2 protein-coding genes are annotated in these 2,739 nt (G+C 62.4%); both read right to left on the bottom strand.

What is annotated here, in order from left to right; translation table 11 throughout:
- Positions 1 to 312 precede the first annotated feature (312 nt).
- Complete coding sequence (locus ACPDIX_RS14955) at positions 313 to 804, bottom strand: hypothetical protein (RefSeq protein WP_423432606.1); 492 nt, start codon at positions 802 to 804, stop codon at positions 313 to 315.
- Positions 786 to 2,739 (bottom strand): RHS repeat domain-containing protein (locus tag ACPDIX_RS14960; RefSeq protein WP_423432607.1); only part of this gene is annotated, 1,954 nt, incomplete at its 5' end. The genes ACPDIX_RS14960 and ACPDIX_RS14955, both read right to left, overlap by 19 nt.

Here is a 2,739-nt window from a genome sequence, read left to right on the forward strand (position 1 = left end):
TCCAGTTCCCCGGCGGCGTTGTAGCCGTAGGTGGTCACCACCCCGCGGGTCCAACGCCGACCGGCCAACCGACCAGCAGGCGTCCAAGTGTACTGCACCGCACGCGATGCCGAAGGCACTCCGGTGGTCGGATCGGCATACCATTTGGCCACCAGCCAGCCGCGATCGGTGTCGTACATGCTCCAAACCATTCGAGCAAGCCATTACTTCGCTTCTCTATGGCGCCATGCTATTGACTCCTATCCATCACCCGTTTGGAGATAGGCTCACGTGGTCACCATCGAGCACGAGGCGTGCTCAGGGTGCTGCACCTCACGCAACCCGTTTTGACACGCTCTCTCCAGTGTGCATTTGGCGGCGCCCGATTGGACGGACACACCACCAAGCGAATTCCAAGCCCACCGCTCCCACACCGCCGCTAATTGCAGACGCCCAGCTAGCACTGGCGACGAACGCGTCATCCCCGTCGGTCATTACAGTCTGGCTAAACAGCCAACCCAATCCGGCCCCTACCGCCGCCGCCAATGCAAACGCAACCAGGCGATGCTTCAGTCGTGTCAGTCCCCACAATATCGGGGAGGAGAGCAGCACCAGCAACACAGTTATCGGTCCGTAAAAGACATATGAATACAGTACACCAAATCCCAACGCGAGTATTCCGCCAAAGTGGGCTAATGAACTCACACCCAATGTGAGGCACAGAAAGACCACCGCCCCAATGGCGGGACTGATAAGTACAACCGCTAGGTGCATCAAAGCCACCAGTTTTAGGCCGCGCGACATCGTCATTTGGCTTGCTTCCAAGGGTCGTGGCACCTCGCCAGCACCCACAACAAATCGGCAACCCCGACGCCTACTCCGTCGTGTGGCAGCCCTTTCCATGGATAGAACCCGCAAGACACATAGCAAGCCAGGTGAGCCGAAAGTCGAATAGTCGCGCGCAGGCTGCAGTACGACATCGTGTACGTTGCCCGCTCGACTGCGACTAAGCAGCGCGCTACGCACTGCACTTGGTCACTCCAATCATACTTCTCCATGAAAGAATTACAGACCTTCTGGGCCCTCGCCGGGTAGTGATCGGGTATTGGCTTGCAGTTGCACATACACGTGGGTGTCGGAAGGAAACTTTTATAGTCGTCGCATGGGTTGACCGCAGGCTTCTTCCGCTTCGGCATGGGCAGTGGTGCCGGAGGAAATGGTTGGCTGGGATCAGTAGGCCACGGCCAGCCGGGCGGCGCCATTTGCAAGCCGAGACTATCCGCGCTCCTCACGGGAGCGTTGACGATAAAGACAAACAGACCAAGCCCTCCCACCTCCTCGATCGGATCTCTACTCAACCAGCGGCCGGAGGTGGGGCTGTAGGGCCGGTATTCGTAGAGCACCAGCCCGGTAAAGCCTTCAGTGCGTTTGGTACTGAAACCGAAGGGATTTGCCTTGACCGCAGGACCGCTCAGGCGGAGGGGCTCGCCAAAGGGACCGTATTCGTACCGGGCGGTTTCGGTGCCGGTGGACGCCGACACCAGGTTCCACACGTTCCCATTGCCGTCGTAGCAGACGAAGTGGGTGCCTGCCGCAGGTCCAGTGGCAGCCCGAACCCAGAGAAGACCACCCACACCACCCGCGGCGTCGAGAGTTTCGGACAGGTCCAAGCCCCAGATGTACGCACGCACCGGAGCGTTGTTCGTGGCATTCAACTCCGCCACATGCCGGCCGAACAGCTCAGGATCGCTCACGAACTTCACATCCTCCACCACCTGCCACACCCCGTTGCTCAAGACGTACGTCGTCTGCCGCACCCGCCGACCCAAAGCGTCGTACTTCCATTCCACCCGACGAAAGCTGGACGATGGACCCGCCACGGTGATCACCCTCGTCAGCCGGTTCTCTGCATCCCAACTGTACATCCACCGCCCATCCCGCACAAGGTTCCCGTCCAGGTCGTGGATCAGCAGCTCCGGCGTCTGCGCCACGAAGGCCGACCGGGTCTCCGACTGCAGCCGGTCCGGTTGGCCCCGCACCACGCCCAGGTTCGTAATCACCACCCACACCGATCCCGTCGCGTTGTTCACCAACGCCTCACCGTACCAGTACCGGCCCTGCTGAATCGCCCGCGCCCATTCGTTGCTCCCCCACCACAACGTCACCGTCGCCGCCTCGGCAGCCTCCCCGGACACCCCCACATATCCCGGCACCGTCCGACCGGTGTACTGGTTCAACCGGTTCACCGTGTTGGTGCTCCAGCGCAGGCTCTGGCCCAGTTCGTCCCCGCCCCAACCACCGGCCGTCCGGTTCCCAATCGCATCGTGCCGGTACTCGAACTGCTGTCCCGCCACCGGCCGGCCGTCCGCCCAGTACCGCCGACCCGACACCAACTGCCCGTACCCATCGTACGTGTACACCCACCAGCTCCCATCCGCCCAGGTGGCCCGAACCCGCCGACCCAGCTCGTCGTATGTCGACCGCAATCCACTCAGCACCCCCGTGCTGACCACCGACTGGATGTTGGTCAACCGGTTCCACAGGTCGAACGACCGGCCGACCGTCAGCCGAACCGCCCCACCCTGCTGGAAACTCACCTGCCGCACCATCGGCGCCAGCGCCTCCCACTGGTAGTCGGCACGGTGCCCCAGCTCGTCCGACACACTCAACAGCCGGTCCCCTCCGCCCCAGCTGTAATCCACCCGGCTCAGCCGACTGCCTCCCTGCCAGACCTCCTGCGCCACACGCCGGCCCAACGTG

It is taken from the genome of Limisphaera sp. 4302-co, from assembly GCF_049537155.1.
In the GTDB taxonomy this organism is placed as follows: Bacteria; Verrucomicrobiota; Verrucomicrobiia; order Limisphaerales; family Limisphaeraceae; genus Limisphaera.